Raw genomic sequence first — 24408 nt, forward strand, 5'->3', positions numbered from 1 at the left:
AGTAATCGCTATGAGCGAAGATCGATCGAGCAACGGGCAGAAGTCATGGCTGGGCAAGCTCACCCAGGCTTTTGCCCATGAGCCGAAAAACCGCCAGGAGCTGCTGGAGCTGCTGCGCGATGCACACCAGAACAAACTGCTGGACAGCGAAGCGCTGGCCATCGTCGAAGGCGCCATCCAGGTCGCGGACCTGCAAGTGCGGGACATCATGGTCCCGCGCTCGCAGATGGTCAGCATCAAGGCGACCCAGACCCCTCGCGAATTCCTGCCCGCCGTGGTGGACTCCGCTCACTCGCGCTATCCGGTGGTCGGCGAGAGCCATGACGATGTCATGGGCGTGCTGCTGGCCAAGGACCTGCTGCCGCTGATCCTTCAGGAAAACGGCGACAGCTTCAACATCAAGGACCTGCTGCGCCCGGCCACCTTCGTGCCCGAGTCCAAGCGCCTGAACGTGTTGCTGCGGGAATTCCGTGCCAATCACAACCACATGGCCATCGTCATCGACGAATACGGCGGCGTGGCTGGCCTGGTCACTATCGAAGACGTGCTTGAGCAGATCGTCGGCGACATCGAAGACGAACACGACGTCGAAGAAGACAGCTACATCAAGCCATTGCCCAGCGGCGACTTCCTGATCAAGGCCCTGACGCCGATCGAGAACTTCAACGAGTTCTTCGACAGCGAATTCTCCGACGATGAGTTCGACACCGTTGGCGGCCTGGTGATGAGTGCTTTCGGGCACCTGCCCAAGCGCAACGAAACCACGGAAATCGGCTCCTGGCGCTTCCGCATCTTGAACGCCGACAGCCGTCGGATTCATCTGCTGCGCCTGTCTCCTATTGCCCGATAACCCCGCGAGCCCCGCTAAGGACAAAAATGCGCTGGATAACCCGCCCCGGCTGGCCCGGTAACCTGCTGGCCGTGGTGGCCGGTGCGATCACCACCCTGGCCCTGGCGCCATTCAACGTCTGGCCGGTGGCATTGCTCGCGGTCGGCTTGTTCTACGCTGGCCTGCGCGAGCTGTCGCCGCGCCAGGCCCTGGGCCGTGGCTGGTGTTTCGGATTTGGCCTGTTTGGCGCCGGCACCAGCTGGATCTACGTCAGCATTCACAACTTCGGCGGCGCCTCAGTGTTGCTCGCCGGGTTCTTGATGCTGTTGTTTGTCGCCGCCATCGCCTGGTTCTTCGCCCTGCCCGCCTGGTTGTGGGCGCGCTGGTTACGGCGTAATGAGGCACCACTGGCCGACGCCTTGGCGTTCGCCGCGCTGTGGCTGGGCCAGGAAGCCTTTCGTGGCTGGTTCCTCACTGGTTTTCCATGGCTTTATTCCGGTTACAGCCAGCTCGACGGCCCGTTGGCCGGCCTCGCGCCAGTGGGCGGAATGTGGCTGATTTCCTTCACCCTGGCCCTGACCGCCGCGCTGCTCTGCAACGCGCCGCGGCTGATCCGCAACGGGCGCAAAGGTTTTGTCGCCGCCGGCGTGATCCTGCTGATCGGCCCTTGGGTGGCCGGGATGGCATTGAAGGGCCACGCCTGGACCAGCCCTTCGGGCGAGCCACTGAGCGTCGCGGCGATCCAGGGCAACATCGAACAAAGCATGAAGTGGGATCCGGAACAGCTCAATGCGCAGTTGGCGCTGTACCGCGACATGAGCTTTGCCTCCAAGCGCGTCGACCTGTTGGTCTGGCCGGAAACCGCCGTACCGGTGCTCAAGGAGTCGGCCCAGGGCTACATCGACATGATGGGCAGCTTTGCCGCCGAGCGGCATTCGGCGCTGATCACCGGCGTGCCGATTCGCCAATTGGTGCGCCACGAGAAACGCTACTTCAACGGCATCACCGTGACCGGCGAAGGCGACGGTACTTACCTGAAGCAAAAACTCGTGCCGTTCGGTGAGTACGTACCGCTGCAGGACATCCTGCGCGGCCTGATCGCCTTCTTCGACCTGCCAATGTCCGACTTCGCCCGAGGCCCCGCCGACCAGCCGTTGCTGCAGGCCAAGGGTTACCAGATCGCGCCGTTCATCTGTTACGAAGTGGTCTACCCGGAATTCGCCGCCAGCCTCTCGGCCCGCAGCGACCTGCTGCTGACCATCAGCAACGACACCTGGTTCGGCACGTCCATCGGCCCGTTGCAGCACCTGCAGATGGCGCAAATGCGCGCCTTGGAAGCCGGTCGCTGGATGATCCGCGCCACCAACAATGGTGTCACCGGCCTGATCAACCCCTTCGGCCAGATCACCGCGCAGATCCCGCAATTCGAGCGCGGCGTCCTGTACGGCGAAGTGGTGCCGATGCACGACCTGACGCCTTATCTGCAATGGCGCTCGTGGCCGCTGATCATCCTGTGCGTGTTGCTGCTGGGCTGGGCGTTGATTGCGAGCCGGATGGCGAAGACGGTTTAAGGCCTTTTGGTCACTCTGTGGCGAGGGAGCTTGCTCCCGCTGGGGCGCGTAGCGGCCCTGTTTTTTGGATCGGCTGCGCAGCCCAGCGGGAGCAAGCTCCCTCGCCACGACGGTGTACGTCCGGTCCTTTCGTATTTCAGCGGTAGAACAGCGAATACCCCACCAGCCCCACCGCCTCATTCAACAACTGCCCCGACTGCCAGATCGACTTGAACTCCGGCATCCAGCCGCCCAGCGGCCGGGCGTTATCTGGCCCGAGGAAGCCCACCGGCGCCGGTACCACCTCGAATCCCGCTCGCTGGAAGCTCAAGACCGCCCGCGGCATGTGCCACGCCTGGGTGATCACCACGACACGCTTGATGCCCGCTGGCAGGAGTATCTCCGCGCTCATCTGGGCGTTTTCCCACGTCGTGCGGCTGCGCTCCTCCTGCCAACGGACGTCGACAGCAAAATCATCCTGCATCGAATCAGCCATCAGCCTCGCCTCGCTGGGCGGCGTGCCGTAGTGCAAGCCGCCGGAAGTCAGCACCGGTAACCCCGAGGCCTTGGCCAATCGCGCCGCGTACCGCTGGCGCTCCAAGCCGACACCGGTGGGCTGGTCGGTGCCCCAGGCCGGGTCACCCCGCTCGCGACCGGAACCCAGCACCACGATGGCATCGGCCCGTTGGGCCAGGGTCGCCCATTCACTGCGGGCCAACGGCGGCTCGCGCTCCAGGGCCTTGGCGCTCCACTGCACCACCACTGGCAGGCTCATCAGCCAGAAACCACCCAGCCCCACGACGAAACACAGGCGGGCCAGGCGCGGCCGGGAATTGCGCCACCACCAGGCAAGCGCCAGCAGCAGCAACAAAATGCCGGGGGGCAGTAATAGTTGTTTGATGAAATAGCGAAACGGCATCGGGCATCTCCATAGATGCCCGAAGCCTAAGTGGGTTGACGCAAAGCGACAACAGATTCGAAAAAGCCTTGAATCAAAAAAGTGACACGCGCGAATCCGGCGTTACTTGAACTGCAGTGACCGGACCTTGACCGCATCCTTGTCCGGCGTCCGGTCCTTGAGCCATACAACCTTGGCCGAACGGGGCGCATCGGTACGCTTTCCTGCCAGGGCCCCACTGGTGGGGGCCTGATGTCCGACCTGCTCGAGATAAGCCTCGACCAACTCGAACTCCGCGGGGGTAAGGCCTCGCAGCTCCAGCTCTGCCGGGCGTTCATCACGCAAGCGACCGGCGGTTCTTGCAGCGTCCAGGGCCACCCCGAGACGATCGATCAGTTTTTCGTACAACTCAGGTGTCGTTACTTTTCGCTGTGATTCAACCATCCCTCACCTCATTGAAGATAAGACTCACTCCCCAATGAGAAGCTTAGCTTCGCTGGGCAAACCGGCAGGACGCCGCGACAAACGGCCCTGAACGCCCGCCACCGCCATGGGTCGGCCCGGTCCGAGCGCAATCAGGGTTTCCCTCGGCAGAGCGCGGTCATGTATGCTACGGCGCTTCCTGTAACTCCACTTCCAGCTCCGCTGGGCATCGAAAACGCCGCATTCGGCGTCGTCTGCGTCCAGCATGGCAACGAAGAGGATTGGGCCACCCCATTCAGTACAAAAGTAGCCATGCACGAACTCTACCAGCCCCGTGAAATCGAAGCCGCCGCCCAGTCGTTCTGGGACGAGCAAAAGTCCTTTGAAGTCAGTGAACAGCCAGGCAAGGAGACTTACTACTGCCTGTCGATGTTCCCTTACCCCAGCGGCAAGCTACACATGGGGCACGTGCGCAACTACACCATCGGCGACGTGATCTCCCGCTACCAGCGCATGCAAGGCAAGAACGTCCTGCAACCGATGGGTTGGGACGCCTTCGGCATGCCGGCGGAAAACGCCGCGATGAAGAACAATGTGGCCCCTGCCAAGTGGACCTACGAAAACATCGCCTACATGAAGACCCAGCTGCGCAGCCTGGGCCTGGCGGTGGATTGGTCCCGCGAGGTCACCACCTGCAAGCCGGACTACTACCGCTGGGAACAATGGCTGTTCACCCGCCTGTTCGAAAAAGGCGTGATCTACCGCAAGAACGGCACCGTCAACTGGGACCCGGTGGACCAGACCGTGCTGGCCAACGAACAAGTGATCGACGGTCGCGGCTGGCGTTCCGGCGCGCTGATCGAGAAGCGCGAGATCCCGATGTACTACTTCAAGATCACCGCCTACGCGGATGAACTCCTGGAGAGCCTCGACGAGCTGACCGGCTGGCCCGAGCAGGTCAAGACCATGCAGCGCAACTGGATCGGCAAGTCCCGGGGCATGGAAGTGCAGTTTCCGTACGACGTCGCCTCCATTGGCGAAGCCGGCAACCTGAAGGTTTTCACCACCCGTCCGGACACCCTGATGGGCGCCACGTATGTCGCCGTGGCCGCTGAGCATCCGCTGGCGACCCTGGCCGCGCGCAACAACCCCGAGCTGCGGGCGTTCATCGCCGAATGCAAGGGCGGCAGCGTCGCCGAAGCCGATGTCGCCACCCAAGAGAAAAAAGGCCTGCCGACCTCGCTGTTCGTCGAACATCCGCTCACCGGCGAGAAACTGCCGGTATGGGTCGCCAACTACGTCCTGATGCACTACGGCGACGGCGCTGTCATGGCAGTACCCGCCCACGACGAGCGTGATTTCGAGTTCGCGCAAAAGTACAACCTGCCGGTCAAGGCCGTCGTACGCACCAGCGCCGGCGACCAGACCCCGGCGCCTTGGCAGGACGCCTACGGCGAACACGGCGAGTTGATCAACTCCGGTGAGTTCAACGGCCTGGATTTCGCCGGCGCGTTCGATGCCATCGAAGTCGCCCTGATCAAGAAGAACCTCGGTGCCTCCCGCACCCAATTCCGCCTGCGGGATTGGGGCATCAGCCGCCAGCGCTACTGGGGCTGCCCGATCCCGATCGTGCATTGCGATACGTGCGGTGACGTCCCGGTGCCGGAAGACCAACTGCCCGTGGTCCTGCCGGAAGACGTCATCCCCGACGGCGCTGGTTCGCCCCTGGCGCGCATGCCCGAGTTCTATGAGTGCAGCTGCCCGAAATGCGGCGCACCGGCCAAGCGTGAAACCGACACCATGGACACCTTCGTCGAGTCCTCCTGGTATTACGCTCGTTATGCCTCGCCACGCTATGAAGGCGGCCTGGTAGAAAAGTCCGCGGCGGACCACTGGTTGCCGGTGGACCAGTACATCGGCGGCATCGAACACGCCATTCTTCACCTGCTCTATGCGCGCTTCTTCCACAAGCTGATGCGCGACGAAGGCCTGGTGAGCTCCAACGAGCCGTTCAAGAACCTGCTGACCCAAGGCATGGTGATCGCCGAGACCTACTATCGTCGCGAAGCCAACGGTGCCTATACCTGGTTCAACCCGGCGGACGTCGAACTCGAACGCGACAGCAAGGCCAAGGTCATCAGTGCCAAGCTGATCGCAGACGGCCTGCCGGTGGAAATCGGCGGCACCGAGAAGATGGCCAAGTCGAAGAACAACGGCGTCGATCCACAATCGATGATCGACCAGTTCGGCGCTGACACCTGCCGCCTGTTCATGATGTTCGCCTCGCCACCGGACATGAGCGCCGAATGGTCCGACTCCGGCGTCGAGGGCTCGCACCGCTTCCTCAAGCGCGTCTGGCGCCTGGCCCAAGGCCACGTGACTCAGGGCCTGCCAGGCAAGCTGGACGTCGCAGGCCTGAACGACGAACAGAAAGCCATCCGTCGCGCCATCCACCTGGCAATCAAGCAGGCCAGCCATGACGTGGGCCAGAACCACAAATTCAACACCGCCATCGCCCAGGTGATGACGCTGATGAACGTCCTGGAAAAAGCTGCCCAGGTGACCGAGCAGGATCGCGCACTGGTTCACGAAGGCCTCGAAGCCGTGACGCTGCTGCTGGCTCCGATTACGCCGCACATCAGCCATGAGCTGTGGAATCGCTTGGGCCATGCTGACCCGGTGATCGATGCCGGCTGGCCGGTGGTGGACGAAAGCGCGCTGGTGCAGGACAGCCTGACCCTGGTCATCCAGGTCAACGGCAAACTGCGCGGCCAGATTGAGATGCCAGCTGCGGCCACTCGCGAAGAAGTCGAGGCCGCTGCACGGGCCAACGAAAACGTGTTGCGCTTCGTCGATGGCCTGACGATCCGCAAAGTGATCGTCGTGCCCGGCAAACTGGTCAACATCGTCGCAAGCTAATTGGATCGGGCGCCAGGCCACGGGTCTGGCGCCGAATTTATCCTGCCGGGTCGCACGGTCGACCCATAGGGTTTCAAGGGGAGCAACAAGATGATCAAACGTAATCTGCTGGTAGTGGGCCTGGCGGTCCTGTTGAGCGCCTGCGGCTTCCAGCTGCGTGGCACCGGCACCACCGAGCTGGCCATCAAGGAACTGGACCTCAGCGCACGGGACGCCTACGGCGAAACCGTGAAGATGCTGCGCCAGACCCTGGAGAACAGCGGCGTGAAAGTCTATAGCGGCGCGCCGTACAAGCTGGTGCTGACCAGTGAACAGCAAAGCCAGCGCAGCCTGAGCTACGCCGGTGCCGGTCGTTCGGCCGAGTACGAGCTGACCAACGTGCTGAACTATGAGATCCGCGGCAATAACAACCTGTCGTTGCTCGACGACAAGTTGCAAGTGCAGAAGGTCTACCTACACGACGGCAACAACATCACCGGTTCCGACCAGGAGTCCATCGAAGTGCGCGGCGAAATGCGCCGTGAACTGGTACAGCGCATGATGCTGCGCCTGCAACAGCTGAGCCCGGCCCAGCTGGAGCAGCTGCAACAGACGGCCAATGCCCGCGCCAAGGCTGAGGCCGACGCGCTGGAAGCGGCACGCAAGGCTGAGGCGGAAACCCCGCAACAGTCGCCGATGCAAATCCCGGCTGAATAAGCCTTGCGGGGCGCTCAAGCGCCCCGCTCGCCTGCCCTTATGAAGCTCGCCCCCGCCCAACTCGGTAAACACCTGCAAGGTGCCCTCGCGCCGATCTACATCATCAGCGGCGATGACCCGTTGCTGTGCCAGGAAGCCGCCGACGCCATCCGCAGCGCCGCACGCCAGCAAGGCTTCGACGAACGCCAGGTATTCGCCGCCGACGCCAGTTTCGACTGGGGCACCCTGCTGCAGGCGGGGGCAAGCATGTCGTTGTTCGCCGAGAAACGCCTGCTGGAACTGCGCCTGCCCTCCGGCAAGCCCGGTGACAAAGGTGCCGCCGCGCTGATCGAATACTGCTCGCGCCCAGCCGAAGATACGGTGCTGCTCATCAGCCTGCCGAAACTCGACGGCAGTGCGCAGAAGACCAAATGGGGCAAGGCCCTGGTTGAAGGCCCACAGACCCAGTTCGTGCAGATCTGGCCGGTGGACGTCAGCCAGTTGCCGAGCTGGATCCGCCAGCGCCTGTCCCAGGCCGGTCTCTCGGCCAGCCAGGACGCAGTAGAGCTGATCGCCGCCCGGGTCGAAGGCAACCTGTTGGCCGCCGCCCAGGAAATCGAAAAGCTCAAGCTGATGGCCGAGGGCGGGCAGATCACCGTGGAAACGGTCCAGGCCGCCGTGGCCGACAGTGCGCGCTTCGATGTCTTCGGGCTGACCGATGCAATCCTCAACGGCGAAGCCGCCCACGCCCTGCGCATGCTCGAAGGCCTGCGAGGCGAAGGCGTCGAGCCACCGGTTATCCTCTGGGCCCTGGCCCGGGAGCTGCGCCTGCTGGCCAACCTGTCGCTGCAATACAGCCAAGGCGTCCCGCTGGACAAAGCCTTCAGCCAAGCCCGTCCACCGGTATGGGACAAGCGCAAACCATTGATGAGCAAGGCCTTGCAACGCTATTCGGCGTCACGCTGGGCGCAATTGCTGCTCGAAGCCCAGCGCATCGATGCGCAGATCAAGGGCCAGGCCGCCGGTTCACCGTGGATGAGCCTCAGTCGGTTGTCGCTGTTGATGGCCGGCCAACGGCTGGCGTTGCCTGCTGAATAAACACTCTCTTCAGGCCAGAGGGCTTCTGTGCAGGGACTGGACAGCTGCCCAACTCTGCCCCATCATTTGCCCCGCAAAACCCACCCCACGAGAGAACCCAGCATGAGCAAGAAGCCATCCAAGCATGGCCCCAACAAGGCCAAGTCCATCATCGCCCAGCCCTTGTTCCGCAGCCGCCAGGAACGACCCAACAAGGGCAAAGGCAGCTACCGCCGCGAAGCCTTCCAGTCTGACAACTGGGAGGCTTCTTGCTTTGTGGCAGCTTGAAACACCCGGACAAGCCCTACACCCCTTTCGCATGATAAGGTCAGCACCTGATTTGTATTTCTGGACCCGTGCATGCCCTTTTGTCTTTCCCGTCGCTGGCCACTGCGCCAGATGATCGTTGCCGCAAGCGTCGCCCTGCTTGTCGCCTGCGCCGAAAAACCTACCGCCGCCGATGCCCAACCGCTCCAGACCGTCCCTGCCGTGACCGCGCCGGCCATCGTGCCGCCTGTGGTACCGAGCGGTGAAGACCTGGCCATTGCGCCCACCCAGACCTTCGCCGAATGGCAGGCCGGGTTTCGCAAGGAAGCATTGGCCGCCGGGATCCGCGCCGACCTGTTCGACCGTGCCTTTATCGGCGTCAGCCCGGACATGAGCGTGATCAAGGCCGACCGCAGCCAGCCGGAATTCACCCGGCCGGTGTGGGAATACCTCGACGGCGCGCTGTCACCGCTGCGCGTCAGCAAAGGCAAAGCCCTGCTGCAACAGAACGCGCAAATCCTGCAAAGCATCGAGCAGCGTTATGGCGTCGACCGCCAGGCATTGGTCGCGGTGTGGGGCATGGAAAGCAACTTCGGTCAATTCCAGGGTAACAAGTCGGTGATCAACTCCCTGGCGACCCTGGCGTACGAAGGCCGCCGCCCCGGTTTTGCCCAGGCGCAGCTGATCGCTGCGCTGCAAATCCTGCAGCAGGGCGATATCGCCCCAGAGAAAATGCTCGGTTCCTGGGCCGGCGCCATGGGCCAGACCCAATTCATTCCGACCACCTATAACACCCATGCGGTGGATTTCGACGGCGACGGGCGCCGTGACATCTGGGGCAGCTCCACCGACGCCCTGGCCTCGACCGCGCATTACCTGCAAAGCTCGGGCTGGCAACGCGGCCAACCGTGGGGGTTCGAGGTCTCGCTCAAGGAGGGCTTCGACTACACATTGGCCGATGGCACCCTCCGCAAGCCTGTGTCCGAATGGATACGACTGGGCGTTTCGGAATACGGCGGCTTACCCACAGCCCCCGATCAAGCACAGCTATCGGCGGCCCTGCTGTTGCCCGCCGGGCACCGCGGCCCCGCGTTCCTGGTGTTCGATAACTTCCGCGCCATCCTCAAGTACAACAACTCGTCCTCCTACGCCCTGGCGGTTGGCCTGTTGTCGCAACGTTTCGACGGTGGGGGGTTGGTCTACGGCCAATGGCCAAAAGACGACCTGCCCCTGAGCCGCAGCGAACGCATCGAGCTGCAAACTCTCCTGGGCAAGCATAACTACGACGCCGGCAACCCGGACGGCATCATCGGCGCCAACACGCGCAAGGCGATCCGCAGCGCCCAGCAGTCGTTCGGCTGGCCGGCGGATGGCTACCCGACGCACCAGTTGCTGGAAGGGCTGCGTAACCGCTAGATCGCCTTATGGCAGCTGACATCATCGCGAGCAGGCTCGCTCCCACAGTTGGACCGTACTCCTCTGAAGGAACGCGGTTCCCTGTGGGAGCGAGCCTGCTCGCGATGACAGACTTCCAGACAACGCATCACTAGCGGCTGACCACCACATCCTGCTCCAACACCAGCAGCTTTTCCCCCGCATCGAGCTTCACCAGCGCCCCCATGGGCAAGGTCAGGTTCGGATCGCAGTGCCCGCTGCGCCAGCCGGACAGCACCGGAATGCGCAATGGCTCGAAGGTCTGCTTGAGCAACCGGTTCAACGCCTCGATATCCACCCCAGCGATATCTCCCACCAACACGCCACGCAGCTTCGCCAACGTGCCGGCCAGGCGCAGTTGCGTCAGCAAGCGGTCGATGCGATACAGCGGTTCGTTGACGTCTTCGATGAACAGGATCACGCCCTCGGCGTCGATCTGATAAGGCGTGCCCATGGTCGCGGCAATCATCGATAGATTGCCCCCCAACAGGCGCCCCTGGGCGATGCCAGGTTCGACGGTGGTCAACGGGTATTCGGCGGGATGGTTCAGCGTGCTGCCGGCCTTTATTTGTCCACGCAGCATGTTGAAAAACGAGGTGACGGTGGGGGGTTCCTTGTCGCCCAGGAGATCGGCGTTGAGCAGCGGGCCGTGGAAGGTGACGAACCCGGCATAACGGCTGATGGCCAGGTGCAGGGCGGTGATGTCGCTGTAGCCGACGAAGGGCTTGGGGTTGCGTTTCAGGAGTTCGAAGTCGATGCGATCCAGCAGGCGTGGGGTGCCGTAGCCGCCGCGTAGGCAGATGATGGCTTTTATTTCTGGGTCGGCGAAGGCGGTGTGGAGGTCGTTGAGGCGTGCTTCGTCGGTGCCGGCGAGATAGCCGTTTTTTTCATAGACGCCTGGGAGGATTCGTAGGCCGTGGCCTCGTGCGTGCATCCATTGGATGGCTTTTTCTGTGTCCAGGGGGGCGGGACCGGCGGGGGCTATTACGGCGATCAGGCCCTCGGGGGGGAGTGCTGGGACGGAGTGATGTGGAGATAGGGTGTGGGTGGGGCGGACGGTCATCCATGCATCTCCCGGTTTGAGTCGTGCTTATGTGTGTATATCCGTTGCTGCGGTAACGGCTTCTTATGGTTCCGCTCTTACAGCGGGTCACTTTTGAAAAGCCTGCGCGGCCCGGCGAAAAGTAACCAAAACGCTCTTGCCCCACCACTCGGTGCCTCGCTAGGGCTCGGCATGCCCGAACGCAGGCATTGCTCCGTGGGCCGCCGCGAAGGGCCATCCATGGCCCAGCGCGGCTATCCCGGCATCCATGCCGGGATTCCCACTGCGCAATGCCTGCGTTCGGCCAGCGTGGTTTAACGGGGCGCCCAGATCAAGATCAAGATCCAAAGCAAAGCAAAGCAAAGCAAAGCAAAGCAAAGCAAGAGCCGAGCACTTCCAGCATCTATGTGGCTGAACCACCGCCATCGAGAGCAAGCTCGCTCTCACATGGAATTGCGGCTGTTCACAGCCTCTGCACACGACACAAAAACTTGTGGGAGCGGGCTTGCCCGCGAAGGCGTCGGCACATCCAACATCATCACAAACTGATACACCGCTTTCGCGAGCAAGCCCGCTCCCACAGGAGAAACGCGGTCCCCACCAAGAACCAGGTCGGCTCTAAGGCCGCCTCGCGAAGGACGTTGATCTGGGCGCCCCGTTAACCACGCTGGCCGAACGCAGGCATTGCGCAGTGGGCACCTCGGCATGGATGCCGAGGTAGCCGCGCTGGGCCATGGATGGCCCTTCGCGGCGGGCCCACGGAGCAATGCCGGAGTGAGGGCACACCGAGCCTAAGCGAGGTGCCGAGTGGTGGGGCAGGAGCGTTTTGGTTACTTTTCGCCGGGCCGCGCAGGCTCTTCAAAAGTGACCCGCTGTAAGAGCGGAACCCTAAGCAGCCGTTACCGCAGCAACGGATATTCACACCACCCCAAAACCACCACCCAACAAAAAATCAGGCCCCCAGCAGCTCAGCCTTAACCAACTTAGCCTGCTCATCCGCATGATACGAAGACCGCACCAACGGCCCCGAAGCCACATTCTTGAAGCCCATCTTGTACCCCTCCTCCGCAAACCAGGCAAAGGTATCCGGATGCACAAACCGCTGCACCGGCAAGTGACTACGCGAAGGCTGCAAGTACTGGCCCAAGGTCAACATGTCAATGTCATGCTCACGCATGCGCTTCATGACCTCGATAACTTCCTCATCCGTTTCACCCAAGCCCAGCATCAAACCAGACTTGGTCGGAATATGCGGCATCATCTGCTTGAAGCGCTGCAGCAAGGTCAGCGACCACTGGTAGTCCGAACCCGGACGCGCAGCCTTGTACAAACGCGGCACGGTTTCCAGGTTGTGGTTGAACACATCCGGTGGCTCGGCGGCGGTGATTTCCAGGGCGATGTCCATGCGGCCACGGTAATCGGGCACCAGGGTTTCCAACTGCACGTTCGGCGACAGCTTGCGGATCTCGCGGATGCAGTCGGCAAAGTGCTGGGCACCGCCGTCACGCAGGTCGTCGCGGTCCACCGAGGTGATGACCACGTACTTGAGCTTCAGGTCGGCAATGGCGATGGCCAGGCTTTCCGGCTCGTTGGCGTCCAGTGGCTTCGGACGGCCGTGGCCGACGTCGCAGAACGGGCAGCGACGGGTGCAGATATCGCCCATGATCATGAACGTGGCGGTGCCGCCGGAGAAGCATTCGCCCAGGTTCGGGCAGGAGGCTTCTTCACAGACGCTGTGCAGCTTGTGCTTGCGCAGCAGGGCCTTGATGCGGTCGACTTCCGGGGAAACCGGGATGCGCACGCGGATCCAGTCGGGTTTCTTCGGCAGTTCGGTGGTCGGGATAATCTTGACCGGGATGCGTGCAACCTTCTCGGCGCCGCGCAGCTTGACGCCGGCCTCTACCTTGGCACGCGGGGCCGGACGTTCGGTGACGTCCTGCGTCGGGATTATGGTTTGCACTGCATCAGTAGTCATATCAGTCGATTCCGCCCGTGAGGGTCGTCTGCTCAGCATAGTCGAGGTGTTTGACGAGCTGCGCGCGCAGCCGGGCACTTACCTCGGCAAATTCAATCGATCCTGTGTGATCGCGCAGCTGGGTCATCGCCAGCCCCGCGTAGCCACAGGGATTAATCCGTCGAAACGGCGAAAGGTCCATGTCCACGTTCAACGCCAGGCCGTGAAACGAACAGCCGTGGCGGATCCGCAACCCAAGGGAAGCGATCTTCGCCCCATCGACGTAGACGCCCGGCGCGTCCGGCTTGGCCGCCGCTGTCACGCCGTAGCTGGTCAGCAGCTCGATCAGGCACGTTTCCATGCGCGTGACCAGTTCGCGCACGCCGAAGCCCAGCTTGCGCACATCCAGCAACAGATAGGCGACCAACTGGCCGGGGCCATGGTAGGTCACTTGCCCGCCCCGGTCGACCTTCACCACCGGGATATCTCCCGGCAATAACAGGTGCTCGGCCTTGCCGGCCTGGCCCTGGGTGAACACCGACGGGTGCTCCACCAGCCAGACTTCATCGTCGGCGGTGGTGCCGCGTTCGTTGGTGAAGCGCTGCATGGCATGCCAGACCGGTTCGTAAGCCATCTGGCCCAGCTCGCGAAAGCCCAGCGTGCCCGGCATCACAACACCATGTGCACGAAACCGGTCGCTCGCAGCTCGCTGTTGATATCGTAGAGCTGTTCCTGACCGGTGGCGATGATGTGCAGCTGGATGGTCGTGTACTTGCCGTTGGTGCTCTGGCGCTCGGCCAGGGTCTTGTGGTCAACGGTGGCATGCTTTTCAAGGATCGCGATGATCCGGTCCTTGAAGCCCACACCGGTGTCGCCGATCACCTTGATGGGGTAATCCGCGCAGGGGAACTCGATTTTTGGCGCCTTTACTTCAGAGTCTGTCATGGCGTAACGGCCTCGTAAGCCGTGGTAACGCACATGGCCCCGCTCCGGATGGAAACGGGGCCATGCAGGTCAACACTTCGATCAGTTGAACAAGCCGTAGAAGAATAGACGGATGCTATCCCAGATGCGGCGGAAGATACCACCTTCCTCGACCGCGTCCAGAGCGATCAGGTCAGCGCTGTGCACCACTTTGTCGTCCAGCTTGACTTCGACTTTACCGATCACGTCGCCCTTGGCGATGGGAGCGGTCAGTTGTGGATTCATGGTCATGCTGGCAGCGAGCTTCTTGAGCTGGCCCTTGGGCAGCGTCATGGTCAGGTCCTGGGCCAAACCGGCCTTCACCTGATTGCTGGTGCCCTTCCAGACCTGGGCCTGGGCCAGTTCGGTGCCCTTCTGGTAGAAGGTCTGGGTTTCGAAGAAGCGGAAACCGTAAGTCAGCAACTTCTGAGTCTCGGCGGCACGGGCCACTTCACTGCTGGTGCCGAAGACCACTGCAATCAGGCGCATGCCGTCGCGCACAGCCGAAGACACCATGCAGTAGCCGGCTTCGTCGGTGTGACCGGTCTTCAGGCCATCGACGGTCTTGTCGCGCCATAGCAGCAGGTTGCGGTTAGGCTGCTTGATGCCGTTCCAGAAGAATTCCTTCTGGGAGTAGATCGCGTAGTGTGCCGGGTCTTCGTGGATGATCGCCCGCGCCAGGAGCGCCATGTCGTGCGCCGAGGAATAGTGCTCGGGGTTCGGCAGGCCGGTGGGGTTCATGAAGTGGCTGTTGGTCATGCCCAGGTCGGCGACGGTTTTGTTCATCATGTCGGCGAATGCATCTTCGCTGCCGGCGATGTGCTCGGACAGGGCAACGCTGGCGTCGTTACCGGACTGGATGATGATGCCATGCAGCAGGTCGCTGACGGTGACTTGCGAGCCGACCTTGATGAACATCCGCGAACCGCCGGTACGCCAGGCGTTTTCGCTGACGGTCACCGGATCGTTTTCACCGATCTGGCCACGACGGATCTCCAGGGTGGCGATGTACGCGGTCATCAGTTTGGTCAGGCTGGCCGGTGGCAGGCGCTGGTCACCGTTGTTCTCTACCAGCACCTCGCCGCTGCTGGCGTCCATGAGCACAAAGGATTTGGCGGCCAGTTGAGGGGGCGCTGGCATCATCTCGACCGCGAACGCGGCGGGTGAGAGCAGCAGCGGGACTAGCAGGCAAAGGCGTTTGGCAAAGGTGGTGATGTTCATCCGTCTCTCGAAATCGCTAATGGGACTGCCCGAAGGCAAAACTAACAGGCAGCTTTCTAACGAGCTGCCGCGTATTTAAGTTGCTCACTCACAACCCTTGCCGGGCTTTTGTTATTCATGGAGCCAACAACCTGACCCGCTCCGACCACAAGCGGGCCTCAATCAATTACTCGGCGGTGACCACGCTCGGCGAACCGAGATTGGCCAGTCGCACGCTGTTCTGTACCTGCTGGACTTCACCCGGAGAACCGATCGGTCCCAGGCGCACCCGATGCAGAGTCTGCTGGTTGCGCACGATCGAGCTGATGAACACCGGCGCGCTCACCATCGAGCTGAGCTTCGACCTCAGCAGCTCGGCAGCGTCCGGGTTGGCGAACGCGCCCACCTGCAGATACTGGCCAGACGCTGTTGCAGAAGCGTTTTTTTTTGCGTCCAACTGCACAGGCACTACGGCCGCGGCGTGTTGCTGCGGCGGTGGCGTCCATTGTTCGACCGTGCCGGTGGACGCCGTCACGGTCGGCGCGGCATTTTGCGCCACTTTCGGCTCGTTGAGCATCAAAGGCGCCGGACGGCCACGCTGGGCCCACCATTCCTGCGGGTCGATCCCTTCGACCTTGACCCGCGCGGTGCCGATTTCAGCGTAACCCAGCTTTTTCGCCGCCGCATACGACAGGTCGATGATGCGGTCGGAATAGAACGGCCCACGGTCATTGACCCGCAGGATCACGCTCTTGTTGTTGTCCAGGTTGGTCACCCGCACATAGCTGGGCAGCGGCAACGTCTTGTGGGCCGCGCTCATGCCATACAGGTCATACACCTCGCCGTTGGCGGTGTTCTGGCCGTGGAACTTGGTGCCATACCAGGACGCCGTCCCCGAAGCGACATAACGCTTGGAATCGGACAGCGGGAAATAGGTCTTGCCCAGTACCGTGTACGGGTTGGCCTTGTAGGGGCCGGTGTGCAGGGTCGGCGTGGCGTCAGGAATGCGCGAGACATCGACGTCCCACCACGGCGCGCCATCCTTGTGGGCCCGGTTGATGTCCAGGCCCGGCGTAGCACGCACGGCGGTGGAGTTTTTCTGGGCCGGCGCGCGGCTGGTCGTACAACTTACGACCAGCAACGACAACGCGGCCAATGCCACGAGCTTCAGGGGTTGATAGGTAGGCAATGCCCGCATTATTTGACGCCCCGTGCTTTGACCAGCTCTTCAGACAGTTGATATACAGCCATGGCGTACATCACGCTGCGGTTATAACGCGTAATCGCGTAGAAATTCTTCAGGCCCATCCAGTACTCAGGCCCTTGTTCGCCTTCCAGGCGCATCGCGGTGACCGGCATGTCGTCACGCAGCGCATCATGACTCGACCAGCCCAACGCCCGCAACTCCCCGACGGTTTTCGTCGGCTCGATGCCCTCGGTCAAACCCTCGTCCACCTGGTCGCCACGCACGTCGGCGCGGCTGACCACCGGCTCGCCGGCCACCCAGCCATGGCGCTTGAAATAGCTGGCGACGCTGCCGATGGCATCGGTCGGGTTGTTCCAGATATTGATGTGGCCGTCGCCGTCGAAGTCCACCGCATAGGCGCGAAAACTGCTGGGCATGAACTGCGGCAAGCCCATGGCTCCGGCGTAGGAGCCCTTGAGGGTCAGCGGGTCGACTTGTTCTTCGCGGGCCAGCAGCAGGAATTCACGCAGCTCCTTGCGGAAGAACTCGGCCCGTGGCGGGTAATCGAAGCCCAGGGTCGACAGCGCGTCGATCACCCGGAAATTCCCGGTGTTGCGGCCAAAAAAGGTCTCGACGCCAATGATGGACACGATGACCTGGGCCGGCACGCCATACTCCTGCTCGGCACGGGCCAGGGCGGCCTCGTGCTGGCGCCAGAAGTCCACGCCCCGGGCAATGCGCGCCTCGGTGATGAACATCGGCCGGTACTCGTTCCACTGCTTGACCCGTTCGGCCGGCCGGGAGATTGCATCAAGGATCGACTGCTTGCGCTCGGCCTCGCGGAACACCCCCATCAGCTGTTCGCCGGCGAAACCGTAGTCGCGGGTCATTTCGCCGACGAACTCGGCCACCTGCGGCGAACCTTCGTATTCGCCCGCCGAGGCATGCGGCGCACCGCCGAGGAAGCCGACCAGGCCGATCCAAGGCGCGTATCGCGTCGACCAGCCACGCATTGCTTGCATTGAACTCTTCACCTTATTCAAACCTGTGCGATCCACTTGCGATGGGTATGGATCGACATCAAGACCCCAAACGCTGACAGTAGTGTCACCAGCGAAGTTCCTCCGTAGCTAATGAAGGGCAACGGCACCCCCACCACCGGCAACAGGCCACTGACCATACCGATGTTGACGAAAACATAAACAAAAAACGTCATGGTCAGGCTGCCCGCCAGCAACTTGCCGAACAACGTCTGGGCCTGGGCGGTAATCACCAGGCCCCGGCCGATCAGCAACAGGTAGATCAGCAGCAGCACGCAAATGCCCACCAGGCCGAACTCCTCGCCCATCACCGCGATGATGAAGTCGGTGTGGCTTTCCGGCAAAAAGTCCAGGTGCGACTGGGTGCCCATCAGCCAGCCCTTGCCGAACACCCCGCCGGAACCGATGGCCGCCTTGGACTGGATGATGTTCCAGCCGGTGCCCAGCGGATCGCTCTCCGGGTCGAGGAACGTGAGGATGCGCTGCTTCTGGTAGTCGTGCATCACGAAGTACCACATGGCCACCGACACCGGTACGGCAATGGCGACTACGCTGAGAATCCAGCGCCAGCGCAACCCGCCCATGAACAGCACGAAGGCGCCGCCGGCCAGGATCAGCAGCGACGTGCCAAGGTCCGGCTGGCGCACGATCAGGATGAACGGGATGCCGATCAGCAACAGGCTGATGCACACATGCTTGAGCTGCGGCGGCAAGGTGCGCTTGGACAGGTACCAGGCGATGGTCGCCGGCATGATGATCTTGAGGAATTCCGAAGGCTGGAAGCGAATCACCCCGGGGATGTTGATCCAGCGGGTGGCGCCCATGGCGTTGTGGCCCATCACGTCCACCACCACCAGCAGGCTCACGCCCACGACATAGGCCAGCGGCACCCAGCGCGCCATGAAGCGCGGCTCGAGCTGGGCGATGACGATCATCGACACCAGGCCGATGCCGAACGAAGTGGCTTGCTTGATCAGCAAATCCCAACTCTTGCCGCTGGCCGAATACAGCACGAACAGACTGCCGGCGGCCAGGATCAGCAACAGGATCAGCAGCGGGCCGTCGATGTGCATGCGCTGCAACAGCGTGGCACGCCGACGCATCACGTCTTCGCTGGAGAGGATCCGGTCGAAATTATTCTTCACGGGCCGTAGCCTCCGCAGTGGTGGGGCTTGCGTATTCAGGCTTGAGCTGGCCGTGCTCATCCAGCAACCAGGCGTCCATGACCTGACGCACCACCGGAGCCGCGACGCCGGAACCGGACTCGCCGTTCTCGACCATCACCGCCACGACAATCTTCGGGTTGTCGGCCGGGGCGAAGCCGACGAACAAGGCGTGGTCGCGGTGGCGTTCCTGAACCTTGGAGCGGTCGTATTTCTCGCCCTGTTTGATCGCGACGACCTGGGCCGTACCGCTCTTGCCGGCAATTCGGTAGGGCGAGCCGATGGCTGCCTTGCGAGCGGTGCCTCGGGCGCCGTGCATCACTTGCTGCATGCCGTTGTTGACCTTCTGCCAGTCCGACGGGTTGCGCAGGATGATGTCCGGCATCGGGTCCGGGTCCACCGGTTTCTGCCCTTCGATGGTCTTGGCCAAGTGCGGGCGATACCACTTGCCCTTGCTCGCCACCAGCGCCGTGGCTTGGGCCAGCTGCAAAGGCGTGGCCTGCATGTAGCCCTGGCCGATCCCCAAAATCAGGGTTTCACCTGGGAACCAGGCCTGGCGCCGGGTGGCGCGCTTCCATTCCCGAGACGGCATCAGGCCGGGCGATTCTTCGAACATGTCCAGGGAGACTTTCTGGCCGATGCCGAACTTGCCCAGGTACGACGACAGTCGGTCGATCCCCAGCTTATGGGCCAGGTCGTAGAAGTAGGTGTCGTTGGAACGCATGATCGCCGTTTCCAGGTCCACATAGCCGTCGCCGGTGCGGTTCCAGTTGCGGTACTTGTGGTCATAGTTCGGCAGTTGGTAGTAGCCGGGATCGAAGACCCGGCTCGACGCGGTCACCACGCCGGAGTCCAGCCCGGCAATCGCCACGGCCGGCTTGATGGTCGAGCCCGGCGGATAGAGGCCGCGCAGCACCCGGTTGAACAGCGGCCGGTCGATGGAATCGCGCAGCTCGGCGTAGGCCCTGAAGCTGATGCCGGTGACGAACAGGTTCGGGTCGAAACTCGGCTGACTGACCATCGCCAGCACCTCGCCGGTGTTCGGATCCAGCGCCACCACAGCGCCACGGCGCCCGCCCAGCGCCGCTTCGGCGGCCTCTTGCAGCTTGATGTCCAGGCTCAGGACGATGTCCTTGCCGGGAATCGGATCGGTACGCTTGAGGACCCGCAAGACGCGCCCGCGGGCGTTGGTCTCGACCTCTTCGTAACCCACCTGCCCGTGCAATTCGGGCTCGTAGAAACGCTCGATGCCGGTCTTGCCGATATGGTGGGTGCCGCTGTAATTGACCGGATCGAGGGTCTTGAGCTCTTTCTCGTTGATCCGTCCCATGTAGCCCACCGAGTGGGCGAAGTGTGGCCCCTGGGGATAATGCCGCACCAGTTGCGCCACCACCTCGACGCCGGGCAGGCGGAACTGGTTCACGGCGATCAGGGCGATCTGTTCTTCAGTCAGCTCGAACAGGATCGGCACCGGCTCGAATGGCCGGCGCCCCTGGCGCATGCGCTTCTCGAAGATCGCCCGGTCCTCGGGGGTCAGTTGCAGCACTTCGACGATCACATCGAGCACCTGCTGCCAGTCGCCGGAGCGTTCGCGGGTCATGCTCAGGCTGAAGCTGGGCCGGTTATCCGCCACCACCACGCCGTTGCGGTCGAAAATGAGCCCGCGGGTCGGCGGAATCGGTTGCACATGCACTCGATTGTTTTCCGACAGCGTCGAGTGATACTCGTACTGGATCACCTGGAGGAAATACAACCGCGCGATCAGCACGCCGATCAGCGTCACCACCGTTATAGCGCCGAACACGACGCGGCCTCGCACCAGGCGGGCGTCTTTTTCGTGGTCCTTGATGCGGATCGGCTGGGGCATGAGGGCAGGATTACTTGTGGTAAGGGTGCCCGGACAGGACTGTCCAGGCACGATACAACTGTTCGCCGATCAGGATCCGCACCAGTGGGTGCGGCAACGTCAACGGCGACAACGACCAGCGCTGATCGGCCCGGGCACAGACTTCCGGCGCCAGCCCTTCCGGGCCACCGACCATGAAGTTGACCGTGCGCGAGTCCAATCGCCAGCGATCGAGCTCCACCGCCAGTTGCTCGGTGCTCCAGGGCTTGCCATGGACTTCGAGGGTGACGATCCGCTCGTTCGGCCCGACCTTGGCCAGCATGGCCTCGCCTTCCTGGCGGATAAAGCGCGCCACGTCGGCGTTCTTGCCACGGGTATTGAGCGGAATTTCCACCAGTTCCAGCGCCAGCTCGGACGGAAGACGCTTGGCATATTCATGCCAGCCTTCTTCCACCCATTTGGGCATGCGAGAACCGACGGCGATCAGGCGCAGTCGCACAGCGAACCCTTATTGCTGGTCTTTGTTGAGCTTGGTGAAATGCTCATGGGTGTTTTCCGGGCTGTGGTGCGCAGCGCTCGCCGAACGGCTCTGCTCGGCACCGGCCCACAGGCGCTCCAGGTCATAGAACTGGCGCGCCGAGGCGGTCATCATGTGGACGATGACGTCGTCCATATCCAGCAACACCCAGTCGCTGTCGCCCTTGCCTTCTTCACCCAGCGGCTTGACGCCTTGGGCCTTGACCGCTTCGCGGACCTTGTCCAGCATCGCGCCGATCTGGCGGTTGGAGGTACCGGTGGCGATGATCATGTAGTCCGTGATGCTCTGCTTTTCACGAACGTCGATCACCTGGATGTCCTGGGCCTTGACGTCTTCCAGGGCCGCTACGGCAACCTTGACCAGTTCTTCACCGACCAGTGCCACGCCGGTATGAACTTCCACGGGCAGCGGGGCGCTTTTGAACGTGCCTTTGCGCTTTACTTTGTTTACGTCTTTGTCAGTCATATAAAACTCGTTTTGCTCGTATGTTCGGGCGCTTCGCTACACGCATTCACGTGCCTTGAAGCGCACCTTTTTCAGTTCGACGCACGGTAAAGTCCGTGCGCATCGATGTAGGCCAGGACCGCGTCGGGCACCAGGAAACGTACCGACTTACCGCTGGCCAGCAGTTGACGGATCTGGGTGGCGGATACCGCGAGCGGCGTCTGCCAGACGAATGCAATCTGTCCGCTCGGCCCTTTGAGGGCCAGCGGGTCGCTCACCGAGCGTGCCGCCAGCAGGTTGCGCAAGGCATCCGGCGGCTCGCTGTCGGCATCCGGGCGTTGCAGCACCAGGATGTGGCAATGCTGGAGCAACTCTTCCCAGCGATGCCAAGTGGGCAGGCCGCAAAATGCGTCCCAGCCCAGAAGCAGAAAAACCTGGGCATCAGCGGCCAGCTCGGCACGCATCAGCTCCAGGGTATCAATGGTGTAGGACGGCTTGTCCCGCTGCAATTCGCGGGCGTCCACCACCAACGGCGCCACACCGGCCACCGCGCACTCGACCATGGCCAGGCGATCCTGCGCCGACACCTGCGGCGTGTTCCGATGCGGCGGCCTGGCGCTGGGCGTCAGGCGCAACTCATCGAGGGCCAGGGCGTCAGCGGCCTCCAGCGCACCGCGCAAGTGCCCGATATGCACCGGGTCGAACGTGCCGCCCAGGATACCGATGCGCCGGGGCGGGGTTGTCGTCACTGCGGCTGACGGGTCGAGGTCGCCCAAGTCAGGCCGGCTCCTGTCCGCGCAACTGGCCATCACCGACCACGATGTACTTCTCGCAGGTCAGGCCTTCGAGGCCCACCGGGCCGCGGGCGTGCAGCTTATCAGTAGAAATGCCGATCTCGGCACCCAATCCGTATTCAAAGCCATCGGCGAAACAGGTCGGGGTGTTGATCATCACCGACGCCGAGTCCACTTCGGCCACGAAACGCCGGGTTTCACCCTGGTGTTCGCTGACGATGGCGTCGGTGTGGTGCGAGCCATGGCGGTTGATGTGCTCGATGGCCTGGTCCAGCCCGTCGACCACGCGGATCGACAGGATCGGCGCGAGGTACTCGGTGTTCCAGTCTTCTTCAGTGGCGGTCACAGCGTCGATAATCGCCCGGGTACGCTCGCAACCACGCAGCTCGACGCCTTTTTCGCGGAACTGGGCGGCCATCGGCGGCAGGAAGTCCTGGGCGACGGCTTGGTCCACCAGCAACGTTTCCATCGCACCGCAGATGCCATAACGATAGGTCTTGGCGTTGAAGGCGATGCGCTGGGCCTTCGGCAGTTCGGCGTGGGCGCTGACATAGACGTGGCAGATGCCGTCCAAGTGCTTGATCACCGGCACGCGGGCGTCGCGGCTGACCCGTTCGATCAGGCCCTTGCCACCGCGCGGGACGATGACGTCGACGAACTCGGGCATAGTGATCAGCGCACCGACGGCGGCGCGATCAGTGGTTTCCACCACTTGCACCACGGCGGCCGGCAGGTTGGCCTCGGCCAGGCCGCGCTGGATGCAGGCGGCAATGGCGCGGTTGGAATGAATCGCCTCGGAGCCGCCACGCAGGATGGTCGCGTTGCCGGACTTCAGGCACAGGCTTGCGGCGTCGATGGTCACGTTCGGCCGTGATTCGTAGATGATCCCGACCACACCCAGGGGTACGCGCATTTTGCCAACCTGAATGCCCGACGGCCGGTAGCTCATGTCACGGATCGCGCCGATCGGATCCGGCAGCGCCGCGACCTGACGCAGACCGACGATCATGCCGTCGATACGCGCCGGGGTCAGCGCCAGGCGCTCGAGCATGGCCGGTTCCAGGCCATTGGCCCGGCCGGCGGCCAGGTCCAGTTCGTTGGCGGCGGTCAACTCGGCGCGAGCAGCGTCCAGCGCATTGGCGGCGGCTTGCAAGGCGCGGTTTTTCTGCGCGGTGCTGGCACGGCCGATGATGCGCGACGCTTCGCGAGCGGCGCGACCCAGGCGGGTCATGTAGTCAAGAACGGACTCAGTCATGGTCTGTGTGGTCTTGGCAAAGAGGAAAGCGGCAGATTATAGCTGTCGTAACCCTGGACTAACAGCATGGACTCACGGTGGTGACCGGCGGAGGAGCAAATCCTTGGGAAATTGTCACTGTTCAGCGGCGATTAAGCTTTCCATTGCTATCATCGCGCTTCCTTTGGCCGCTCCTCATCCATCGACATGACCGACTCACCTCGTCCGCCGAACGCCCTGCCCCACGCTTTTTTCGATCGCGATGCCCAAGTGCTCGCCCGGGACCTGCTGGGCAAAGTCATCCGCCACAAAGTCGGCGATTTGTGGCTGAGTGCGCGAATCATCGAGACCGAAGCGTATTACTTCGCCGAAAAGGGCAGCCACGCCTCGCTGGGCTACACAGAAAAACGCAAGGCTTTGTTTCTGGATGGCGGCCACATCTATATGTACTACGCCCGGGGCGGCGATTCGTTGAACTTCAGCGCCCAGGGCCCAGGCAACGCGGTGCTGATCAAATCGGCGTATCCGTGGGTCGATAGCATCAGCGGCCCGGCGAGCCTGGCGCAGATGCTGTTGAACAACCCCGACGCCCAAGGGCGGCCGCGCACACCGCAGAAGCTCTGCGCCGGCCAGACCTTGCTGTGCAAGGCGTTGGGGCTGAAAGTGCCAGACTGGGACGCCAAACGCTTCGACCCCGAGCGCTTGCTGGTGGAAGACGTGGACGTGCCGACAGTCAACGTGATCCAGACCACCCGCCTGGGCATCCCCCTGGGCCGGGACGAACATCTGCTCTATCGCTTCGTCGACGCGGCCTACGCACCGTGGTGCACCCGCAACCCATTACGTCGTGGGCAGGTCGAAGGGCGCGATTATTTTTTGCTGCCCTGATGAAATACCGCATCCCCCTGTGGGAGCGGGCTTGCTCGCGAATG

Annotated in this window: 24 protein-coding genes; 9 read left to right on the forward strand and 15 right to left on the reverse strand. The window is 62.7% G+C overall.

Translation table 11 applies throughout. From position 1 onward, the window contains the following. Positions 1-10 precede the first annotated feature (10 nt). Together AD663_RS23575 and lnt are read left to right on the forward strand one after the other, a co-directional pair. Entirely contained in the window at positions 11-850 is an 840-nt protein-coding gene (locus AD663_RS23575) for an HlyC/CorC family transporter (protein WP_003185751.1), read from the forward strand. 26 nt (positions 851-876) lie between these two features. Beyond that, positions 877-2400 (forward strand): apolipoprotein N-acyltransferase, encoded by a 1524-nt coding sequence (lnt, locus tag AD663_RS23580; protein ID WP_053214629.1) that lies wholly within the window; start codon positions 877-879, stop codon positions 2398-2400. A gap of 136 nt (positions 2401-2536) precedes the next feature. Here lnt and AD663_RS23585 read toward each other — a convergent pair whose 3' ends face one another. Together AD663_RS23585 and AD663_RS23590 are read right to left on the reverse strand one after the other, a co-directional pair. Beyond that, entirely contained in the window at positions 2537-3298 is a 762-nt protein-coding gene (locus AD663_RS23585) for a YdcF family protein (protein ID WP_053214630.1), read from the reverse strand. A gap of 102 nt (positions 3299-3400) precedes the next feature. Further along, positions 3401-3721, reverse strand: a complete 321-nt coding sequence (locus AD663_RS23590; protein WP_003185756.1) for a hypothetical protein — start codon at positions 3719-3721, stop codon at positions 3401-3403. A 291-nt stretch (positions 3722-4012) separates the two neighbouring features. Here AD663_RS23590 and leuS point away from each other — a divergent pair, with 291 nt between their 5' ends. The 5 genes from leuS to AD663_RS23620 all read left to right on the forward strand — a co-directional run bounded on the left by leuS (position 4013) and on the right by AD663_RS23620 (position 10054). Continuing rightward, positions 4013-6619 (forward strand): leucine--tRNA ligase, encoded by a 2607-nt coding sequence (gene leuS, locus AD663_RS23600; RefSeq protein ID WP_053214631.1) that lies wholly within the window; start codon positions 4013-4015, stop codon positions 6617-6619. Between the two features lie 90 nt (positions 6620-6709). Further along, entirely contained in the window at positions 6710-7315 is a 606-nt protein-coding gene (gene lptE / locus AD663_RS23605) for an LPS assembly lipoprotein LptE (RefSeq protein WP_003185759.1), read from the forward strand. Positions 7316-7354: 39 nt separating this feature from the next. Further along, positions 7355-8392 carry a DNA polymerase III subunit delta gene (gene holA, locus AD663_RS23610; RefSeq protein WP_053214632.1) on the forward strand — a complete coding sequence of 346 codons (1038 nt, stop codon included), beginning with the start codon at positions 7355-7357 and terminating at the stop codon, positions 8390-8392. A 102-nt stretch (positions 8393-8494) separates the two neighbouring features. Next, positions 8495-8659, forward strand: coding sequence for an alternative ribosome rescue factor ArfA (gene arfA, locus AD663_RS23615; protein ID WP_003185764.1), 165 nt, complete (start codon positions 8495-8497; stop codon positions 8657-8659). A gap of 72 nt (positions 8660-8731) precedes the next feature. Then, positions 8732-10054 (forward strand): lytic murein transglycosylase, encoded by a 1323-nt coding sequence (locus tag AD663_RS23620; protein WP_003185767.1) that lies wholly within the window; start codon positions 8732-8734, stop codon positions 10052-10054. Positions 10055-10184: 130 nt separating this feature from the next. On the opposite strand, the gene AD663_RS23625 is transcribed toward AD663_RS23620, so the two are convergent. Next, entirely contained in the window at positions 10185-11135 is a 951-nt protein-coding gene (locus AD663_RS23625) for an LD-carboxypeptidase (protein ID WP_003185769.1), read from the reverse strand. A 171-nt stretch (positions 11136-11306) separates the two neighbouring features. Between AD663_RS23625 and AD663_RS29460 the strand changes: the two genes are divergently transcribed. After that, positions 11307-11432: a hypothetical protein gene (locus AD663_RS29460; protein ID WP_256217239.1), complete on the forward strand. Its 126-nt coding sequence runs from the start codon at positions 11307-11309 to the stop codon at positions 11430-11432. Between the two features lie 634 nt (positions 11433-12066). Here AD663_RS29460 and lipA read toward each other — a convergent pair. The 12 genes from lipA to AD663_RS23685 form a co-directional block, all read right to left on the reverse strand. Further along, positions 12067-13089, reverse strand: a complete 1023-nt coding sequence (lipA, locus tag AD663_RS23630) for a lipoyl synthase (RefSeq protein WP_003185770.1) — start codon at positions 13087-13089, stop codon at positions 12067-12069. Between the two features lies 1 nt (position 13090). After that, entirely contained in the window at positions 13091-13738 is a 648-nt protein-coding gene (gene lipB / locus AD663_RS23635) for a lipoyl(octanoyl) transferase LipB (RefSeq protein ID WP_053214633.1), read from the reverse strand. Continuing rightward, positions 13738-14013 (reverse strand): DUF493 domain-containing protein, encoded by a 276-nt coding sequence (locus tag AD663_RS23640; RefSeq protein WP_003185772.1) that lies wholly within the window; start codon positions 14011-14013, stop codon positions 13738-13740. The genes lipB and AD663_RS23640 overlap by 1 nt, the downstream gene beginning before the upstream one ends. Before the next feature lie 81 nt (positions 14014-14094). Continuing rightward, the gene (locus AD663_RS23645) at positions 14095-15252 is read right to left on the reverse strand and encodes a D-alanyl-D-alanine carboxypeptidase family protein (RefSeq protein ID WP_003185773.1); all 1158 of its coding nucleotides are present in this window, start codon (positions 15250-15252) and stop codon (positions 14095-14097) included. 166 nt (positions 15253-15418) lie between these two features. After that, entirely contained in the window at positions 15419-16429 is a 1011-nt protein-coding gene (locus tag AD663_RS23650) for a septal ring lytic transglycosylase RlpA family protein (RefSeq protein WP_003185774.1), read from the reverse strand. Beyond that, the gene (gene mltB / locus AD663_RS23655; protein WP_003185776.1) at positions 16429-17439 is read right to left on the reverse strand and encodes a lytic murein transglycosylase B; all 1011 of its coding nucleotides are present in this window, start codon (positions 17437-17439) and stop codon (positions 16429-16431) included. The genes AD663_RS23650 and mltB overlap by 1 nt, the downstream gene beginning before the upstream one ends. A 17-nt stretch (positions 17440-17456) precedes the next feature. Beyond that, positions 17457-18560: a rod shape-determining protein RodA gene (rodA, locus tag AD663_RS23660; RefSeq protein WP_050551607.1), complete on the reverse strand. Its 1104-nt coding sequence runs from the start codon at positions 18558-18560 to the stop codon at positions 17457-17459. Between the two features lie 31 nt (positions 18561-18591). Continuing rightward, a complete protein-coding gene (gene mrdA, locus AD663_RS23665; RefSeq protein WP_003185779.1) occupies positions 18592-20487 on the reverse strand; it encodes a penicillin-binding protein 2 in 1896 nt (631 codons plus the stop codon). 10 nt (positions 20488-20497) lie between these two features. Continuing rightward, the gene (gene rlmH / locus AD663_RS23670) at positions 20498-20965 is read right to left on the reverse strand and encodes a 23S rRNA (pseudouridine(1915)-N(3))-methyltransferase RlmH (protein ID WP_003185785.1); all 468 of its coding nucleotides are present in this window, start codon (positions 20963-20965) and stop codon (positions 20498-20500) included. Between the two features lie 9 nt (positions 20966-20974). Continuing rightward, on the reverse strand, positions 20975-21469 hold the full coding sequence (gene rsfS / locus AD663_RS23675; protein WP_003185787.1) for a ribosome silencing factor: 495 nt from the start codon (positions 21467-21469) through the stop codon (positions 20975-20977). Positions 21470-21540: 71 nt separating this feature from the next. Further along, positions 21541-22257, reverse strand: coding sequence for a nicotinate-nucleotide adenylyltransferase (gene nadD / locus AD663_RS23680; RefSeq protein WP_033046300.1), 717 nt, complete (start codon positions 22255-22257; stop codon positions 21541-21543). After that, positions 22226-23497 carry a glutamate-5-semialdehyde dehydrogenase gene (locus AD663_RS23685; RefSeq protein WP_003185790.1) on the reverse strand — a complete coding sequence of 424 codons (1272 nt, stop codon included), beginning with the start codon at positions 23495-23497 and terminating at the stop codon, positions 22226-22228. The genes nadD and AD663_RS23685 overlap by 32 nt, the downstream gene beginning before the upstream one ends. Before the next feature lie 186 nt (positions 23498-23683). Here AD663_RS23685 and AD663_RS23690 point away from each other — a divergent pair, with 186 nt between their 5' ends. Continuing rightward, entirely contained in the window at positions 23684-24364 is a 681-nt protein-coding gene (locus tag AD663_RS23690; RefSeq protein WP_003185793.1) for a DNA-3-methyladenine glycosylase, read from the forward strand. Positions 24365-24408 lie beyond the last annotated feature (44 nt).

Origin of the sequence: Pseudomonas sp. Q12-87 (assembly GCF_001269755.1) — a bacterium.
In the GTDB taxonomy this organism is placed as follows: Bacteria; Pseudomonadota; Gammaproteobacteria; order Pseudomonadales; family Pseudomonadaceae; genus Aquipseudomonas; species Aquipseudomonas fluorescens_S.

Excerpts from the sequence above, each read along its gene's own strand:
- AD663_RS23645 (WP_003185773.1), bottom strand. The coding sequence starts at position 15,252 with ATGAACATCACCACCTTTGCCAAACGCCTTTGCCTGCTAGTCCCGCTG.
- AD663_RS23640 (WP_003185772.1), bottom strand. The coding sequence starts at position 14,013 with ATGACAGACTCTGAAGTAAAGGCGCCAAAAATCGAGTTCCCCTGCGCG.
- lnt (WP_053214629.1), top strand. The coding sequence starts at position 877 with ATGCGCTGGATAACCCGCCCCGGCTGGCCCGGTAACCTGCTGGCCGTG.
- AD663_RS23625 (WP_003185769.1), bottom strand. The coding sequence starts at position 11,135 with ATGACCGTCCGCCCCACCCACACCCTATCTCCACATCACTCCGTCCCA.
- mltB (WP_003185776.1), bottom strand. The coding sequence starts at position 17,439 with ATGCAAGCAATGCGTGGCTGGTCGACGCGATACGCGCCTTGGATCGGC.
- AD663_RS23685 (WP_003185790.1), bottom strand. The coding sequence starts at position 23,497 with ATGACTGAGTCCGTTCTTGACTACATGACCCGCCTGGGTCGCGCCGCT.
- AD663_RS23585 (WP_053214630.1), bottom strand. The coding sequence starts at position 3,298 with ATGCCGTTTCGCTATTTCATCAAACAACTATTACTGCCCCCCGGCATT.
- lipB (WP_053214633.1), bottom strand. The coding sequence starts at position 13,738 with ATGCCGGGCACGCTGGGCTTTCGCGAGCTGGGCCAGATGGCTTACGAA.
- AD663_RS23575 (WP_003185751.1), top strand. The coding sequence starts at position 11 with ATGAGCGAAGATCGATCGAGCAACGGGCAGAAGTCATGGCTGGGCAAG.
- AD663_RS23620 (WP_003185767.1), top strand. The coding sequence starts at position 8,732 with ATGCCCTTTTGTCTTTCCCGTCGCTGGCCACTGCGCCAGATGATCGTT.
- holA (WP_053214632.1), top strand. The coding sequence starts at position 7,355 with ATGAAGCTCGCCCCCGCCCAACTCGGTAAACACCTGCAAGGTGCCCTC.
- AD663_RS23590 (WP_003185756.1), bottom strand. The coding sequence starts at position 3,721 with ATGGTTGAATCACAGCGAAAAGTAACGACACCTGAGTTGTACGAAAAA.
- lipA (WP_003185770.1), bottom strand. The coding sequence starts at position 13,089 with ATGACTACTGATGCAGTGCAAACCATAATCCCGACGCAGGACGTCACC.
- AD663_RS23650 (WP_003185774.1), bottom strand. The coding sequence starts at position 16,429 with ATGCGGGCATTGCCTACCTATCAACCCCTGAAGCTCGTGGCATTGGCC.
- lptE (WP_003185759.1), top strand. The coding sequence starts at position 6,710 with ATGATCAAACGTAATCTGCTGGTAGTGGGCCTGGCGGTCCTGTTGAGC.
- rodA (WP_050551607.1), bottom strand. The coding sequence starts at position 18,560 with ATGCGTCGGCGTGCCACGCTGTTGCAGCGCATGCACATCGACGGCCCG.
- mrdA (WP_003185779.1), bottom strand. The coding sequence starts at position 20,487 with ATGCCCCAGCCGATCCGCATCAAGGACCACGAAAAAGACGCCCGCCTG.
- rsfS (WP_003185787.1), bottom strand. The coding sequence starts at position 21,469 with ATGACTGACAAAGACGTAAACAAAGTAAAGCGCAAAGGCACGTTCAAA.
- arfA (WP_003185764.1), top strand. The coding sequence starts at position 8,495 with ATGAGCAAGAAGCCATCCAAGCATGGCCCCAACAAGGCCAAGTCCATC.
- AD663_RS29460 (WP_256217239.1), top strand. The coding sequence starts at position 11,307 with ATGCCCGAACGCAGGCATTGCTCCGTGGGCCGCCGCGAAGGGCCATCC.
- AD663_RS23690 (WP_003185793.1), top strand. The coding sequence starts at position 23,684 with ATGACCGACTCACCTCGTCCGCCGAACGCCCTGCCCCACGCTTTTTTC.
- leuS (WP_053214631.1), top strand. The coding sequence starts at position 4,013 with ATGCACGAACTCTACCAGCCCCGTGAAATCGAAGCCGCCGCCCAGTCG.
- nadD (WP_033046300.1), bottom strand. The coding sequence starts at position 22,257 with ATGGCCAGTTGCGCGGACAGGAGCCGGCCTGACTTGGGCGACCTCGAC.